11 protein-coding genes are annotated in these 14,964 nt (G+C 58.8%); 5 read left to right on the top strand and 6 right to left on the bottom strand.

Going from position 1 to position 14,964, the window contains the following annotated elements; genetic code table 11:
• The first annotated feature begins 8 nt into the window (after positions 1-8).
• Positions 9-2,054, top strand: coding sequence for a choice-of-anchor F family protein (locus D6C00_RS06265; RefSeq protein ID WP_125180930.1), 2,046 nt, complete (start codon positions 9-11; stop codon positions 2,052-2,054).
• A gap of 333 nt (positions 2,055-2,387) precedes the next feature.
• Here D6C00_RS06265 and D6C00_RS06270 read toward each other — a convergent pair whose 3' ends face one another.
• Positions 2,388-3,710, bottom strand: coding sequence for a mechanosensitive ion channel family protein (locus D6C00_RS06270; protein ID WP_158675328.1), 1,323 nt, complete (start codon positions 3,708-3,710; stop codon positions 2,388-2,390).
• Positions 3,711-3,997: 287 nt separating this feature from the next.
• Here D6C00_RS06270 and D6C00_RS06275 point away from each other — a divergent pair, with 287 nt between their 5' ends.
• Positions 3,998-7,177 (top strand): Ig-like domain-containing protein, encoded by a 3,180-nt coding sequence (locus D6C00_RS06275; protein WP_158675329.1) that lies wholly within the window; start codon positions 3,998-4,000, stop codon positions 7,175-7,177.
• A gap of 112 nt (positions 7,178-7,289) precedes the next feature.
• Here the strand turns inward: D6C00_RS06275 and D6C00_RS06280 are convergent, their stop codons facing one another.
• The 3 genes from D6C00_RS06280 to D6C00_RS06290 form a co-directional block, all read right to left on the bottom strand.
• On the bottom strand, positions 7,290-8,891 hold the full coding sequence (locus tag D6C00_RS06280) for a VPLPA-CTERM sorting domain-containing protein (RefSeq protein WP_158675330.1): 1,602 nt from the start codon (positions 8,889-8,891) through the stop codon (positions 7,290-7,292).
• A 459-nt stretch (positions 8,892-9,350) separates the two neighbouring features.
• Positions 9,351-9,821, bottom strand: coding sequence for a DUF302 domain-containing protein (locus D6C00_RS06285; RefSeq protein WP_158675331.1), 471 nt, complete (start codon positions 9,819-9,821; stop codon positions 9,351-9,353).
• A gap of 122 nt (positions 9,822-9,943) precedes the next feature.
• Entirely contained in the window at positions 9,944-10,459 is a 516-nt protein-coding gene (locus tag D6C00_RS06290) for an MOSC domain-containing protein (RefSeq protein WP_125180935.1), read from the bottom strand.
• Positions 10,460-10,777: 318 nt separating this feature from the next.
• Here D6C00_RS06290 and D6C00_RS06295 point away from each other — a divergent pair, with 318 nt between their 5' ends.
• Positions 10,778-12,526, top strand: a complete 1,749-nt coding sequence (locus tag D6C00_RS06295) for an AsmA family protein (RefSeq protein ID WP_158675332.1) — start codon at positions 10,778-10,780, stop codon at positions 12,524-12,526.
• A gap of 197 nt (positions 12,527-12,723) precedes the next feature.
• Here the strand turns inward: D6C00_RS06295 and D6C00_RS06300 are convergent, their stop codons facing one another.
• Complete coding sequence (locus D6C00_RS06300) at positions 12,724-13,395, bottom strand: hypothetical protein (protein WP_125180937.1); 672 nt, start codon at positions 13,393-13,395, stop codon at positions 12,724-12,726.
• Positions 13,396-13,716: 321 nt separating this feature from the next.
• Here D6C00_RS06300 and D6C00_RS06305 point away from each other — a divergent pair, with 321 nt between their 5' ends.
• A complete protein-coding gene (locus D6C00_RS06305; protein ID WP_125180938.1) occupies positions 13,717-13,884 on the top strand; it encodes a VPLPA-CTERM sorting domain-containing protein in 168 nt (55 codons plus the stop codon).
• Between the two features lie 110 nt (positions 13,885-13,994).
• Here the strand turns inward: D6C00_RS06305 and D6C00_RS06310 are convergent, their stop codons facing one another.
• The gene (locus D6C00_RS06310; RefSeq protein WP_125180939.1) at positions 13,995-14,384 is read right to left on the bottom strand and encodes a hypothetical protein; all 390 of its coding nucleotides are present in this window, start codon (positions 14,382-14,384) and stop codon (positions 13,995-13,997) included.
• 93 nt (positions 14,385-14,477) lie between these two features.
• On the opposite strand from D6C00_RS06310, the gene D6C00_RS06315 reads away from it, so the two are divergent.
• Positions 14,478-14,924, top strand: a complete 447-nt coding sequence (locus tag D6C00_RS06315) for a MarR family winged helix-turn-helix transcriptional regulator (RefSeq protein WP_125180940.1) — start codon at positions 14,478-14,480, stop codon at positions 14,922-14,924.
• Positions 14,925-14,964: the final 40 nt, after the last annotated feature.

Here is a 14,964-nt window from a genome sequence, read left to right on the forward strand (position 1 = left end):
AGATCTGCATGATCAACAGTACCCGAAAGGACGCGCCATCAGCCGCAGGCTGTTCACTCCTGGCCAGAACAGCACTCGCCATTGCCATGGCGGGACTTGTGCTACCCACCCAGGCCGGCAAGATCACTTCGACACCCTCGGCAAGCGGCGCCCCGGGATTCGGCGGCTGGAATCTTTCGAACGTGGAAGTGGTGCTGGATGGCACCCAGGGCGCGATCGGAAGCAACGAAAGCTGGTTTGATCCCGCGACTGGCGCCTACAATTTCGCTCCGGATTCCGATTTTTCCTATGAGAGCCTCGTCTTCGATGACGCGGGTACTCTCATGGGAATTGTCCTGGCCAAGGACTGGCCCATCGGTGAGCCTGCAGGCATCAAGATCGTGAATAACGATCCGGGCGTAAAGAATGACAAGCCTGCCAACTGCATCATGTCGACGTCCTATCTGGAAGGGAACTACCTGGACTCGATCGACCCGAAGCAGGTCACCTGCAGCAGCGCCTTCCAGACGCACAAGCGATACAAGGTTGCCATGCTCCCCAACACCGTGGATGGCATTGGCTCGGAAAGCGTGGATCTGGTGTTCAACGTAGAGGCCGAAACAGGCACACGTGACTACCAGGTATTCCAGAAGATAAACAACTGGACCGATGGTCGTCTGCAGGGATTCAAGCTCGAAGTGGGCTTTGGTGTCGGCGCCTCCTTCGTCAGCGCTACCGATGCCGGCGTCGATCTCGCCAACCTGAACATTGCCGTGCCCTCGGATTTGTGGAGCCCCACCCAGTTGGCCACGTTTTCGGCTGGTCTGTTCGGTCCGGAGGACAAGCATACCGGCGAACTCGGCTTTTTTGACCCGGAAAGTCGAGCCGGTTTCCTTATCGATGAATACGTGGCAGGCATTCAGCCACTGACAGATACGCTTACAGCAACCACACCCCTGGCAAGCAATTATCATGACGTACCTGCCGGCGCGGGGGTGGCGGCAAATCAGTTCGGTCCCTGGCTGCCGAACAACATGCTGCCCTATGGTATTTTCTTCGATGATGACGGCAACCCCGAAACCGACGCCGAACTGCTTGCATGGTATGGTTACAACCCGGCGATTGGTGGCCTGGGCTGGATGCGTGGGGCAGAGGATTCGTTCGCGGCTATTTCGGCTGACGAGATCCAGGCAATGGGCGCCAACCTTTCCTACACCTCGGATCTGATCGATGACCTGGTCAATATTGGTCTCAATTACGTGGTCAGGGTGGGGGATGTCAGCACCTTCCCCGCGAGCGCAAACAACAGTTTCACGATCCGCGTGACGCCAACGCCTGATACTTCAGGAAGCGGCGTGCCCGCCTATGTGGGTCAAACCCCCGATCCGCTGCTGCTGTATACGGATTCCAATGCATCGGTTCTATTGCAGCCTGAACCCACGTTCGAGATCGGCAGCCTGCTCACGGCACGTGTTGGAGATGCGGACCTGAACCAGGACCCGATGGTTACCGAAGAAGTCACTGTGGCCATTTCTTCCAACAGCGGCCTGAGCGACGCGCTGACCCTGGTCGAGCAAGGTGCAAATCGTGGCGTGTTTGCGGCAACCCTGCCCGATTCGTACAGCAACGTTACACCGGGTACCGTGATCACCCTGGCATACACCGATGTATCCGAGGCGATGGAGAAGACCTCCACCACGACCGCGGTAGACGTTTCGACGCCCGTACTTTCCGATGTTTCCATCACCGACCTATCGGTACCCACCTGGGTATTTGACGGTTCCCCCAACATGCTGTCGGTTACAATCCAAAACGACAAGCTTGCAGCAGGCTTCGCAAGCGGCACGGTGCTGCTTACAGGCTCGGACGGCAGTGAGTTCACCGCCAGCTTCTCGGACCTTGGCGTGGGCAAGAAACTTCGGTTCAGATTCAAGTGGACTGCGGAGCTGGCTGACCCAACCGTTCCCGAGTCCGTGGAGTGGGTGGCCAGCGTCACTGTAGCTGACACGATCGTGGATGGCGCAGAGGCACTCACAGAGGTGAAGGTCAAGCCTGGTAAGCGCGCGAACAAATAGCGCGTTTCACGGCGCAGGCAAAATCTGGCGCGGTTCTGCTGCGCCAGACACTTGAAAGCCCCGTGCTCTGTCGAACACGGGGCTTTTCTTTTCCATCTGTTACATCCTCACCAAATCGCTCGACGGGATAAAGTGCGCGGGCAGACACTATTCCAGGATCCCCTCGCGGGCAAACAGCTTCAGTAAACGCTCCACGTTGCCCCCCCACCTGCGCCTTGAGTCTTTCCGGCGTAGAAAAGATTAGAACGGGGGTCGGTGACAATTGATGACACGAATGATTCTCAGTTGTCACCGACCCCTTTTAATTTCGTCGTTCCGGCGAATACCGGAAACTCAGCCGCCCTTCTTCAGCAGATTCTCTTCGTCGGAGGTGTTCAGGTCATTGGCCACCTGCTCGTCGATTGTATGGTCCGCCGTCACGTCGCTGCTTTCGGCCGTGGCGGCGGTCTGGCTCGGCGGTGGTGCCGCTTCGGGGCGCGCGGCCCCGCCTTCGCCGGGCTTGAGGGCAGCCGCATCGCGCAGGTGGATGCGGTAGATGGGTTCGGGCATTTCGATACCCGCTTCGTCGAAGACGGCCTTCACCAGGCGAATGGCCTCGCTGCGCGCCTTCAGGATGTCAGTTTCGCGCTGGTCGATCCAGGCGAGGAAACTCAGCTGTACCGTGCTGTCGCCCAGTTCCGAAATCAGCACTTGCGGTCCCGGGTCGGGCAGGATCCCCTTCGTCCGCCGCAATGTCTCAATGCCGAGGTTCCGGGCAGCCGCCACGTCCAGGTCCACGGATACACCCACCTTGAATTCGAAGCGACGCAGGGGATTGCGGGTAAAGTTCAGCATTGCCGAGGTGATGATGTTGCTGTTGGGAATGCGCAGGTGGTTGCCGTCCAGGGTCATCAGCACCGTATCGCGCGAGGTCAGGCGTACCACCTTGCCGAGGAATTCCCCGATCTGTACCTGGTCACCGATTGCAAAGGGGTTGCGGGCGCTGAGCAGCACGCCGGCCAGGTAGTTTTCCGCGATATTGCGGAAGGCGAAGCCCAGCGCGATGCCGGCGATCCCGGCGATACCGAGCAGCGCCCCGACCATGGCGGTGGCGTCCAGGATCTCCAGGGCGATCAGGAATCCGATACCAATGACCAGCAGGCGAACGATGCGCAGTCCCAGATTCACGGCGAGATCGGACATGCCGGCGCGGCGCAGCCAGGCACCACGCGAACCCGCCCACTGGCCGAGGAACCAGAACAGCACCACCACCAGCAGGGCGACCAGGCCGACCGGCAGGGCGCGCAACAGGTCGGCGCCAATTTCCTGGAACTTGCGGCTGGCCGGGCGCAGGCGGCTGGCCACATCCGCTTCCTCGCTGAGTCGGTTCACGACATAGACCACCCCATCGGTACGGCTCGCGATCTCGAAGGCCTCGCGGTTGAGGCGGGAGCTGGGGACTTCGCCAGCCAGGGTGACGACACCCGATGTGACCTGCACCTCGATGTCCTGCAGGCCGTCGATTGCGTCCAGCACGGCGAGGAGACGGCTGCGGATCGCGGCGTCCTCCGGGACGCCCTGTACCTGGATCTGCGGGGCCGTGACAGCGGCTTCGGGTGCATACAGCTCCTGGCCGCAGACCGGCAGCTGCCAGGACATGAGGACCAGCAAGGCCATTGTCAGTATTCGTTTCATCGCGATTCCATATGGACTGGCAAGGGGGGGGGGTTGGGCGAGGCTGTGCGCATGGCCGGGTGGGGTGCACTCCAGGGACATCACCGGAGTATAGCAAGGAAGGGAATTGCAGGACCTGGCCCTGCTTCCGTGCTGGATTCGAATTTTAATGTTTGCCCTGAATATCATCCTCCTGGAAGATTATTTCTGCCCACCCCTGGAATTTTTGCGCGGCTGGTCTAACTTAGCTGTATCCGCGCGCGCGGTTGACATTATCCAGGGAGGCGATGATGCGTCACACTGTTCGGCACCGGTGGGCTCACGCCTGCGATTTCCACTCATTAATTATAATACTGCTGTGCTGGATACTGCCCTTCAGCGCCTCGGCCCAGTTCAATCCCGCGGTCGGACCGATCAACGACACCATCCAGTTCAGCGCCGCGACCTCAGCCTCGAGCGGGCCCTACAGCCTGACCCGCAGCGGCTTGAGCTTCACTGTCAGCCGCCCCGGGCTGGTGGACTTCACCTTTACTGCACCCGGCCTGTTGGGCGCCTCCACCGAGCAGGCCGCACATGCCTTCATCGGCAGCGACGGCCTGCTGATCCGCAGCAGTTCCTCCACCAACATCGAGAACCGGACCACCATCGTCTTCAAGCGGCTGGACACTACCGATCCGGTGGAAACACTGGTCAATCACCAGGCCTTCCTGAGTGATCAGCCCAATGTGCAGATCCGCCGCAGCAGCGACAGCCTGGTGCTGTTCACCTTGACTGCCCATGCCGACTCGGCGATCAACGACACCTTCGATATCGCCCTGTTCCGCGGCGACACCGGCAGGCATCTGTGCGGCATGATCCCGTTCAACCGCGACCCCGGCGATCAGACCTCGGCCGAGGTGCTGGGCTCGGGTGGCAACGCCACCGGTCTGCGCATCACGCGTACCCGCCCGAACTTTCCCAACGTAACGCAGGACTGCGCCCTGCCACAGGCCCTGTTCGAGATCACGCCGCAATCCATCGATTTCGGTGAGGTGGCGAATAACCAGTCGCCGCAGCTGCAAGTCACACTGAGCAACCCGGGCGGTCCGGCCGATGACGCGATCGAGGTCTCCGCGGTCGCCACCACCGCCCATTGCACCCCAATCGGATTTACGCCACAGACCCTCGCCCCCGGCGATTCGGTACCGCTCAGTATTCAGCTCAATCCGCAGAACCCACCCGGCCAGGTCGCCAGCATCAACGAAGACATAGCGATCACGCGCAACCCCGCGGTCGGCCCGGCCGCGATCAACTGCCAGGCGGAGTCGCGCGATCCCGTGCCGGTGCTCTCACTCAGTACCAACAGTCTCGTTTTCGGCCAGGTCAATGTCGGCGCGGCGGCGACCCGCAGCCTGATACTGAGCAACACCGGTGAGATCGACCTGACCTTCCAGCCGGTGACGGGGCCGACGCTGGCGGAGTTCAACCTGGCGCCGGCTGGCCCCATTGCCGCCATCCCCGCCGGGCAGTCCACCACGCTCACCGTCAGCTTCACACCCAGCGCGGCCCAGGTGTTCAATGACAGCATCACCTTCACCACCAACGATCCGGCCAGCCCCACCCAGCCCGTGAGCCTGACCGGCACCGGACATATTCCGCAACCCCAGTTCGTCATGGACCCGGCGCTGAACCGGTTCGACTACGGCGAGGTCGAGCAGGGCTATCGCTTCGGGAAGGGCATCCGCATCCGCAACCCCGGTGATGCCGACCTGACCTTCACGGTCGACGTCGCCGGCGACGGGCGTTTCAGCTTCAGTGACCAGCCCAACCAGCCGGGCGTGGGACAACAGAACCTGCTACCCGTCACCATACCGCCGATGGGCGAGCGCACCTTCCGCGTGACCTTCGATGCCCGGGCCCCGGACGGCGGCCCCTATAACGGCACCTTCGACATCACCAGCATCAACGACACCAATGTCCCGCCGACCCGCACGGTCGATCTGGAGGGCTCGGTGATCCCCGGCAAGACCCTGGACGTGGCGCTGATCCTGGACCGCTCCGGCAGCATGAACGAGCCCACCGCCGACGGCAGCAAGGCCCAGACCCTGCGCCGGGCGAGTTCATTGTTTCTGCAGCTGCTGCGCGAGAGCGCCGGCGACCGCGTCGCGATCGTGGGCTACAACACCCAGGCCAGCCTGCTGGAACCGCTGACCCAGATCGATGCCCAGTCGCGCGCCGATCTGATCGACACGGTCACCAACTCGACGGACCTCAACCCGTCGGGGGCGACCTCCATTGCGGCCGGGCTGCTGGAAGGCTTCGGCCAGCTCACCGATGCCGGCCGGGATGTGCGCGCCGCGCTCATCGTCAGCGACGGCAAGGAGAACACCCCGGCGCAAACGCCCGGCGGTCCGGTCGATCTGAACACCATCGCGCTGCCGGCGGGCGTGGGTGTGCACTCGCTGGCGCTGGGCCGGCAGCAGGACGTCGACACCGCCCGCCTGACCGATATCGCCAATCGCTCCGGCGGCACCAGCCAGTACACCGGCGACCTGACCGGCCTCAATGTGTTCGATATCGAAAAGTTCTTCCTGCAGGTGGCAACCACCCTGCTCGGCCAGCAGCCGGTACTGGACCCGGTCTACACCATCGCCCCGGGCCAGACCTTCGAGACCCCCATCCCCCTCATCCCGGCGGACAAGGAAGTCACCATCGCGCTCATGTTCAAGCAGGGTGTGCTGCCCTACACCGTGATCGCGCCCGACGGCACGGCCTACCCGACCGCCTCGCCGCCGAACGGCTTTGGCCAGAGCGTGGAGGAACTGCCGACAGCACGCCTGTTCAAGCTCAAGCTGCCGACCGACGAGCCGCAGCGCTATCAGGGCGTGTGGAAGCTGCGGGTCGCCCATCAGGGCTTCGTATGGGTGGGGGACGCGAAGAAACGCGTCCAGGAGCAGACCGGCACCCCGGTCTCCTACGCCGTCGCCGTCGCGGCGGGCAGCAATCTGCGCATGTTCGCCTTTGTCTCGCCGCAGCCGGCTTACCCCGGCGACCGCATCGGGCTGAACGCATCCCTGGCCGAGGAAGGGGCGCCGGTACCAGGCGCCGCGGTCGAGGCAATACCGACCCTGCCCAATGGCGCGGCAGGCACCCCCGTCATCCTGCACGACGACGGCATGCACAATGACGGGGAGGCCGGCGACGGCGAATACGGCGGTGAATTCACCCACACCCTGCAGGCCGGCGGCTACAGCTTCCTGTTCCGTGCCTCCGGCAGCAGCGCCCGCGGCGGCCAGTTCATCCGCGAGCAGGTGCTGGGCAAGACAGTGCTGGCGCACCCGGACTTCACCGGAACAGATCCGCAAGGCAGGGACTGCTGCACGCCGACACTGCGCCTGCTGCGCATCATTATCGTGCTGCTGGTGATTGCGGTACTGCTGATGCTGGGCAGATTCTGGTGGTCGCGCCAGATGCGGTCAGCGGGTCAGTAACACTGCGCGTGGGTGGGAAAACACATCCACCAATGGGGAAGCCAACATCAGCAGACCCCATGGTGAATCCACTTCTTTCTGTCATTGCGATGACATAACAATCGAAGATTTCTCAGCTACGAATACCTGCCATTGCGCCCCGACCCCTGCGCCTCGCGAGTCCTGCCAGAGCTGCCAATCCACTACCCAGCAACCAGAAGCTGGCCGGCAATGGCACCGGGGATACGTTGAATGTGAGACGCAGATCGTTGCCTGCGGTCTGCAATACTGACCAGCCAAGCCCCTCGAATGAATCTGACGTCGAGAAACTGATATTATCGAAGCCCGTCATACTGCTGGCGAAGAGAAAGTCAAAGCTGTCACCCGCCTCCGGGACAAAGCCCTGAAAATCGAACAGCACAGTACTGCCAGAGTTGAAATCGACATTACCGAGAATATCAAGCCGATCCCAGCTGGTCAGCGATTCAAACTCGATGATCAGGTCGCCGCCAAAGGCGAGGTCGGCATCAAAGGTAAGAGCGCCTGCCCCACGCTCAGCCCCGGGATTGACGATTGTTCCGTGATCTACAACCAGATTATTGCCCATCACCTCGATAACCCCCGTGCCGAACAACTCACCACCGTGGAAACTTACGTTTTCCTGGGAGATGAGACCATCGACCCTGGTACTGCCATCGTTCTGCTCAAAGGTGCCGACACCCTGGATGCTCGCGTTCTCAGTGACCTCCAACTGGCCGGCGTTCTCCATGGTCCCGTCATTCCTCACCAGAGCATCATTGAACAGTACACCCTCATTGATGAATGCACTCGAATATCTGTTGGCGATCTCTCCCTGATTGATGACATTACCCGTCGATCCGTTCTTCAACATTCCGGCATTGTTCAGCAATGCACCCGGCTTGTTGACCAACTCGCCGCGATTATCCAATAACCCATCATACTCGTTGCGCAGTTCACCATAGTTATCCAGCCTGCCGTTCGATAAGTTCACCAGGACACCGAGGTTATCCAATGATCCATTCAACCGGTTGATCAATGATCCATGATTATCCAGTCGGCCACTCAGATAATTCGTCATGACTCCGTCATTGCGCAGCAGACCGAGCACCCCATTGGTTATATCACCAGAATTCTTCAGCACACCGGCAAAATAATTCTTCACTACGCCATTATTCACCCATGAACCATTCACCTGGTTGGTCAGGTCGCCATGATTATCGACCTCGCCAACAGCCAGATTGGTCATCGCCCCATCGATGCGCATCGAACCCGTATTGGTCAAACTACCGGCATTATCCAGCCGGCTGCCGGTGAAACTCGTCATGGACCCCCCGTTGTTCACGGAACCGCCCACCCCGTTAGTCAAAGTACCGGAATTGTCCAGCCGACTGCCCGTGAAACTCTGCATGCTCCCGTCGTTGACCAGGGAGCCACCCTGCATATTCAACAGGCTGCCGTAATTACCGAGCGTAGCTCCGGATTGGTTCCTCAGCACATCATAATTGGTCACCTTCCCGAAATTCACCAGGTTGCTGTAGTTATACACGCTCCCGAAATTGATCAGGCTGCCAGATCCGAGAATCGTCAGCGGCGCAAACAGGGAACAGCTATCGTAGACAACAGCGCTGTCCGTGAGGACGTACGAGGAAAGGTTCGGGCATATCAACGCCGCCTGCGCGGACATCACGGCAGACAAATTGAGCGTCGCGGTCAACGCCAACCGGACAGGCAGATAAAGCCTACGTGGTCGCGGAAGAATTTCGTTGCATCCCGGGGAACAACACCTTGAAAGAGCATGATTATTTTTATTCATACCTGCATCTCGCCATTATAGTCGATTTATTATTCCGGGTTATCCTAGCACAAAGAGGGAAAAGGCTCGCGTATTAAGCATCAATCATTCCGCCCCCCCGCTTCGCCGCGATGATGGGACTGAAGTGAACGCTATCCGCTACTGCACTCTCAAACCACAAACAGCGAAAATGATTCGCGCAGACCACACACCCCTTCAGCGATTCTCACAAGCTCATCCGCCTGCAGCAAATCGTCATAAATTGTTTACATGCGCGCCCCGATCACGCTTGACGGGCAATGGAGGCAAAAAAGGGGGTCGGTGACAACTGATAGCGCAAGTAATTCTCAGTTGTCACCGACCCCTTTAATCCGTTTAATCCTATTGTGCAGCGCTCCTGACGCCCTGGTGGATCGCCCCGATGACCTCGTCCTCCACCTCCTTGAGCACGTCCCGCGCCGGGCTGTGCGCGGCTACATGCGTCGGGCGGACGAACAGAACGCTGGCCCGGCCGTCCTGCTCGATCACCGTCAGCCGCAGCGGGCACATCGCAAGCATGCGCGGATCCTCGTTGCTCACCTGATTGGCATACCAGCCGTTGCAGAAGACCATGCTGCGGATGCCGGACAGCTCGTTGCGGTTGTAGTTCTCGCCCCAGCGGCCGGCGAACTGCGACAGGTTCTTCCCGATATCGGGCTCGAAGACGACGAAGAATTTCGCCTCCTCCAGCGCCTCGTACACCGCCGGGTAGACCTTCGCCATCGGCTGCTCGGAGTCGATGCGGAACACTGTCCGCTCGGCACCCGCCGCGACGCTCACAACCAGACTCAGAAAGAAAATGATTACACGCATCAGCATAACCTCCGGTTAACTCATGAATGAATCCGCGCACAGACGCAGAAGGCACGGGGCAGCTCAGCCCGCCCCCTATTATTTCGCAAATCAAGGAATCGCTCACTGACCCCGGTTTTAAATCAATCGTGCATAACCTCAACGCGGTCACCGACCGCGATAAAACCACCCCTGACAACGGTCACACATATCCCGCTGTTCTGGGCAAGCGCACCGGCAAGCCCCTTGCCTTCAATCTTATCAAGGTACCCGCAAGGCGGGCGTGGTTTCTGGTAGCGAAAAACGGCATCGCCTATCCGAAAGGTCTTGTCCTGCAAAACCCTGGTTTTGAGATTACCAACAACAAGGTTACGGCGATGATGCCCCGTATCCAGCCTGGCACGCAGGGTGTCTGACAGGCCCTTCCTGGCTTTATTCAGGTCGTCTTCGCTGATCAGCGTGACCTGACAGGCTTCGTTGGCCTGCCAGAAACCTTTGGCCACACTGTAGCGGTCAGACTGCAAACCGGTCTGTTCAAGCGCCTGTATACGCTCGACGGAATGCATTTCAGCCCCGGCCGAACCGGCAATATAGATAGCTTTGAGTTCCGGCAGGGCACGATGCCTGGAAGAGAAAAACAGCCTGTTCAGAAATGACAAGATATGGGGAATCCTTGAATATTACATTAATAGTGACGTTAACGTCACTTATGTCAAATGACTGGATAGAACAAAGACCGTTCCACGGGTCTTTCTGCTCGATGAAAGCAATGGAGAAAAATTTATAATATTCAGTGAAATGGACAAGTTTGACGTTATCTCGGCTATCTGAATGAAAAAAGCACCCGTTTTCTGCAAATGATTCTCAGTTGCCGCCCCCCCTTTTATTATCCCTGGGATACTGCCGCTAACCTCAGAAGGTATAGCCGAAGCCCTTCGACGATGCGTGTCTGGTTACGAACAACTGGGATACTACTGATGGTGGTGCTGGCGATACTGGCACTCGCCCCGCACGTCATTGACCAGGAAGAGATCCGAACCACGCTGAGTGATCAGTTATCGAACGCGCTGGACAGGCCAGTCGAGATTGAGCAGATATCCATCCGCCTCCTGCCATCACCATCAGTTCAACTCAATGGCGTCAGCGCAAGGCTCGACGACCACCCTCAACAACAGTTTTCCATTGGCGAACTGCGAGCGAGATTTTCATTCCGGCGCTTGCTGCAGGGCGATCTGGAGATACAGCACCTATCCCTGAAGGGTGTACAGCTGAACCGACAAGCGGTGAATGCCTTCAGGCATATGTTCGCCGGCATCAAACCGGAGGACAGCGCTGCTGCAATGCCCTTCAGACTCCACAGCGCCAGCATCCGGAATCTTTACTGGCGTACGAACCAACAGACTTATGGTCCTTTCCGTCTGGATGCCGACTGGAGCAGCGGCCCTAAACCTGCACGAATCATCCTGCGGGACACCCGCCACGCGGTACAGCTGCATGTCTCTCCCGTGGAAGAACAGTGGCGATTCACCCTGCACAGTGACAGGGGTATGTTTCCCCTTGACCTGCCCGTTACCCTGGATCGGTTCACTCTGGCAGGACTGTATGGAAAACAACAGATCATCTTTGAGCAGATATCTCTCAAGGGTTATGACAGCCGGGTACAGGCCAGCGGACATCTGCAGTGGTCAGACGACTGGCAACTGGCCTTGCAGGCGCGGACAGACAGTCTGGCATTAACACCTGTATTGACCGCCCTGGGGAAGCCCGCGCTGCCCGGGAGCATTGCCGGTGATTGCGCCATCACGTTGCAAGGCCCTGCAGCCGATAGCATGCATGAACATCGCACTGTCGATTGCAGGCTGGATTACCTGAACCAGGGGCAACAGGCGACACTCAACCTCGATAGCAGAACCGAATCACTCCGGGATCGATTCACCGCCACAGCCACGAACCTGACACTGCCTGTCGGACCAGAATTGCACCTGAATAATTCAGCATTCAAGGGCTCACTCACCGACAGCCACATGCAAATCAGCAGTGGGTACATACAGGCCTATCAGGGTGAAATATCTGTCAGCGGCGAACTCGACTGGACTGACGGCTGGCGAACCAGGTTCACGAGCCAAATTGAAGATGTTCAACTGGAACCCCTGCTTCAGGTGCTCGACCAACGCGTCATCAGCGGGGCACTGACCAGTCAATGCCAGGGATCGCTGCAGGCCAAAACAACCTCAATGCTGCTTCAAGGCATGGAGGTGGGCTGCAATTTCATTATCAGCCAGGGCGTGGTGTATGAAACCGACCTGGAACGGGCGGCCCAACTCATCAAGCTCAACGAGACCGCGCCGCCCGAGGAACAGAAAACACCGTTCGATCAACTCAGCGGCAGGCTGACAGCCAGCCAGCAGCATTATCGATTCAATGAACTGAAGATCGCCTCTTCGGCCCTGGCCGCATCAGGCAATATTGCGATCAATCCCGCCCGGGAATTGAGCGGTGAAATCAGTGTGGGGCTGGAAAAAACCGGCAAGGTGCTGAGCATACCGTTGGTGGTAGCCGGCACAACCGAGGTCCCGACATTTCGTCCGACCAGATCCAGCATGGCCGGCGCGGGCGCCGGCACGCTTATCCTGGGGCCGGGTATCGGTACTGCGGTGGGCGCCAAGATCGGCGAGGCGGTTGACAACCTCACCAGCATATTTAAACGGAAGAATACATCCGAGTAATACGCCGCCTCACCCTGCCAGAATAAACACGGCAAATTCCGCGATACCTTCCTTGCATCTAGTGAATAAAGGGTACTGACCCCTTAAATCATAAATCAATCGCCTTAAAGCAGACCTCTTAAAGTATTCCTGATGCTGGATTGCAAGACCTGACCCCGCCCCTTGACCCCGCCCCTCTTAATTAATCCGATTTTGAATCACCTATGTGTTCGCTTCGCCAGCATCAATCCAAGTAAGCCGCCTACGATTAGCACCAATGTTGCGGGCTCCTCAATTACCGAGACATCAACGTCACCATCGTACACTGGTATGACATAAGCCTCGTCCACAGGCAGCTGTAAGAGGGTCAAATCACCCGAATCAAAACTCATCAGAGGGTGCACAAGATCCCCAAATATCTCGTCTTCGGCAAAATAATATGACGTCGATATACCTAAAAATGGTTCGGGTGTATCCACCGAAATTCCCTCGTTATCTGCGAGATAAACGACTTCAGTGGTATAAGGCATTCGCCACCCGGTGATTCCTCCGAGCTCCAGGGATGACAACCATATATGCGTTGCATCCCAAGTCATCGCCCCGCCAATAGCCGCATTTCTCGCCCATGTTATATCCAGATTCGGGTCATAAAGTGCCTGACCTTCCAGTCTTGTCTCCAAAGGAACCGCCGGGACAGGGTAATCTGGCCAAGGGGATAGATCGATACCATCATCCGGCACTTGCGGCGGAAAACTCGGATAGGAAACCCATTCATCATCAGGCGGCGGAGAAAATTCAGGAGGCCAGCCCTCAATGGGAATCGCATGAGCAGCTGAACAGGATATATATAGAAGAACGGAAACAACAACAGATGATAATGCTTTCATCATTTAAGTACCTTTAGTTGTTATTCGTATATTTTTGATTTAACCCTACCATCTGCCCCATCGAAATTCCAGCCCGGAGGAAATATGCACCGCACACTGAGCCGTACATTCGGGAAAGGCTACTTCCCCCTTTTATTTCGATGATTATCCGGCTATCTGTTCCCGCCGGGGCCCCCAGTGTATTCGCAGCCCCCCCCCGTCACGCAGACAGTTCTAAGGTAAAGGTTCCGGCGTTTTTGTTGACGTAGACGGCGGGCGGCAGCCCCAGGGCATCAGTAAAAGGGTACTGACCCCTTAAATCATATCGCCGTCAACGCCCTGCACATGATCTTCAACGACTTCGCCCTGGGCACCGAGCTCCTCAACGGCGAGATCATCTTCGGGCATTCCGAGGCGAGCCTGTCCGCCGTACCCGTACCCGCTGCGGTCTGGCTGTTCGGCTCCGGCCTGGCCGGCCTGGTCGGGATTGCGCGCCGTCGGCGTAATGCCTGATGGCAGGACATGCCCGGACGTCTCAATGGCGTCCGGGCATACCGGCCCATGTTGCTGTGGGCGTGGGGGAATAAAGGGTACTGACCCCTTAAATCCGCTCCCCATTACAATTACAGCGCACTGCTCGCTTTCAACTGCAACCAGCCCATCGCACCGACCGACGCGGCCACCACCAGCGCCGAGAGGATTCCGGCCGGGGTATTGATCCAGAGCCCGGTCCCGACCAGCAGCAGGGTGCCCAACACCCAGATGAAATCCCCCGCGCTGAAGTATCCCACCCAGGCCCGGGACGGGCGCGGGGCGCGGCTGACATAGATCAGGTGAATCCCGTTGAGCCCCAGCAGGACGCCAAGCACCAGGATCACACCCCCCGGCGCCGACGGCGCCCCCAGAAACCCCGCGACCGCATTCGGCATGGCAGCGAACAGGGCCCCGAACAGGGCCCCGAACAGGAGGCAGCTGGTTGCATTGATGCGCAGAATTGCTCTCAGTGACGGCATGCTATATTCTCCTTGTCAACCCAGGTGACAAGATAGATCAGGGAGCATTAGTTGTCAACCAAGTTGTCAAATGGCCGGCAAACCGAATTGCCCATGGCCGAGAGTCGCAGCCTGCAACTGCTGTTTCAGCTGGCGGATGCGCAGAAACTCCTGGTGGAGCATGTGGCCCACAGGCTGACCGCCCTCGGATACTCGGGGGTCACCTCAGGCGCACTGGGCTTTCTGGGTCAGCTCGATTGCGGACCCAATCATGCCTCCGAAATCGCGCGCCGCCTTGGCGTATCGCGACAGATGGTGGCCAAGACGGTGACGGAGATGGAGCACAAAGGCTGGCTGGAACAGGTGCCGGATCCGCACCTGCGCAACCGCAAGGTCATCCGCTTCACAACGGCGGGGGAACAGCTGATGTCGAATGCGCGGGCCACGCTGGCCGAACTGGACGAACAGCTCGACCGCGAGTTCGGCAGCGGCTGGACCGCCGCACTCGCGGACAACCTTACAGCATTGAAAGTCTCACTGACGGAAACAGGAAGCGACTGAAATAACGACGATTGCTTATTAGCCACTCCAAAAAAGGTAC

It is taken from the genome of Thiohalobacter thiocyanaticus (assembly GCF_003932505.1).
Classification (GTDB): Bacteria; Pseudomonadota; Gammaproteobacteria; order Thiohalobacterales; family Thiohalobacteraceae; genus Thiohalobacter; species Thiohalobacter thiocyanaticus.

Coding starts and splice junctions, on each gene's coding strand:
- D6C00_RS06265 (WP_125180930.1), top strand. CDS start 9: ATGATCAACAGTACCCGAAAGGACGCGCCATCAGCCGCAGGCTGTTCA.
- D6C00_RS06270 (WP_158675328.1), bottom strand. CDS start 3,710: ATGGCCTTGCTGGTCCTCATGTCCTGGCAGCTGCCGGTCTGCGGCCAG.
- D6C00_RS06275 (WP_158675329.1), top strand. CDS start 3,998: ATGCGTCACACTGTTCGGCACCGGTGGGCTCACGCCTGCGATTTCCAC.
- D6C00_RS06285 (WP_158675331.1), bottom strand. CDS start 9,821: ATGCGTGTAATCATTTTCTTTCTGAGTCTGGTTGTGAGCGTCGCGGCG.
- D6C00_RS06295 (WP_158675332.1), top strand. CDS start 10,778: ATGGTGGTGCTGGCGATACTGGCACTCGCCCCGCACGTCATTGACCAG.
- D6C00_RS06300 (WP_125180937.1), bottom strand. CDS start 13,395: ATGATGAAAGCATTATCATCTGTTGTTGTTTCCGTTCTTCTATATATA.
- D6C00_RS06305 (WP_125180938.1), top strand. CDS start 13,717: ATGATCTTCAACGACTTCGCCCTGGGCACCGAGCTCCTCAACGGCGAG.
- D6C00_RS06310 (WP_125180939.1), bottom strand. CDS start 14,384: ATGCCGTCACTGAGAGCAATTCTGCGCATCAATGCAACCAGCTGCCTC.
- D6C00_RS06315 (WP_125180940.1), top strand. CDS start 14,478: ATGGCCGAGAGTCGCAGCCTGCAACTGCTGTTTCAGCTGGCGGATGCG.